General features: G+C 38.3%; 1 protein-coding gene. It reads left to right on the forward strand.

The window, feature by feature from the left end; all coding sequences use genetic code 11:
- Positions 1–66 precede the first annotated feature (66 nt).
- A protein-coding gene (locus ACTWP4_RS22450; protein WP_443131015.1) for an IS3 family transposase occupies positions 67–1634 on the forward strand; the annotation gives its coding sequence in 2 pieces (ribosomal slippage) (positions 67–703 and positions 703–1634; 1569 coding nt in all).
- Positions 1635–1679 lie beyond the last annotated feature (45 nt).

Consider the following 1679-nt stretch of genomic DNA (forward strand, 5'->3'; position numbering starts at 1 on the left):
TGATATGCTCCCTTCTAAGTAGACAGATAAAAAATAAAAATCTGTTACTTGGGGGGAGTTACTTTTATGTCTAGAAAAGGTTATACTATTGAATTTAAACGGATGGTATTGGAAGCATACGAAAACAAAGATTTTAGCTTAAGGGGTATTTATCAAAAGTATGGTGTACATCACACATCGCTTATGGATTGGAAGAAATCCGTAGATAAATACGGATGGGGAGGTTTAAATAGAGCCTCTCCTAAGAATAAAGTGTATACGAAAGAAGAGAAGCTTGCAGCTATTTCTGATTATCTATCCAAACACTTCTCACTAAGAGATGTGATCGAAAAGTACGATATATCCAGTACATCTGTTTTGAGAAAGTGGATAAAAGATTATAATGGTCATAGAGAAATACAAGGACAATCGGAAGGAATGAGTAACACTATGACCAAAGGGAGAAAAACGACGTGGCAGGAACGTATTGAAATTGTTCAAGCAGCCTTAGACAATGAGAAGGATTACCAAAAGACAGCGGTAACCCATCAAGTTTCCTATCAACAGGTTTATCAATGGGTACGCAAGTATGAAAATGGTGGTTGGGATGCTTTAAAAGACCAACGTGGTCGTTCCAAAACAAAGGAAGAATTAACACCAGAACAAAAAATGAAGCTAGAAATGCGTCGAATAGAAAAAGAGAATGAACGGTTGCGTGCGGAGAATGCTTTTTTAAAAAAGTTAGAGGAGATCGAAAGGGGGCGGTCTTAAGCCGAGTGCGTTTAGACCAACACTATATAGCGATTCAACAACTTCACGAAGAAGAAGGTTTTGCTATTTTGTTATTGTGCGAAATAGCAGGGGTGGCACGCGCTTCCTATTATAAATGGTTAGACCGAACCCCTACAGAAGAAGACCAATTCAATGAAATGTTAGTAGAGAAAATGCAAAACCTCCACAAACAAGTGGATGGGATCTATGGATACCGTCGGATGCAGATGAATTTGGAACGTCAATTAGGCCGTCCACTTAATCATAAACGTATTTATCGTCTAATGAAAATAACCGGTATACAGGCGGTTATTCGTCGAAAGAAAAAACGTTATCCAAAGTCTACACCACAACATATTGCCGACAATCTATTGAATCGGAAATTCACAGCAGCCAAACCAAATGAGAAATGGGTTACAGATGTCACGGAATTTAAATATGGGCAGTCTCAGAAGGCCTACTTAAGCGCCATTTTGGACTTGTATGATGGTTCTATTGTGAGCTATGAGATTAGTACTTCTAACAATAATCCGTTAGTTTTTAATACGTTAACGCAAGCACTAAAAGCTTCACCTGGAGCGAAACCTTTACTACATAGTGACCGTGGATTCCAATACACCTCTCTTGGTTTTAAAAAAATAATAGATGAAGCTGGAATGAAACACAGTATGTCGAGAGTAGGAAGGTGCATCGATAATGGACCTATAGAATCGTTTTGGGGCACATTAAAATGTGAGAAGTATTATTTGCATAAGAACGAGTATCAAACATATGAGCAATTAGTTCAAGCTATAGAGGAATACATCCATTTCTATAATGTGGAGCGATACCAGAAAAGATTAAACGGCCTCAGTCCTATGGAGTGTAGGAATAAGGCCGCATAAATCCTTTTTATTATTTCCACTGTCTACTTGACAGGGGGCAGTTCA

This window comes from Gracilibacillus sp. D59, assembly GCF_052246695.1.
Lineage (GTDB): Bacteria > Bacillota > Bacilli > Bacillales > Amphibacillaceae > Gracilibacillus.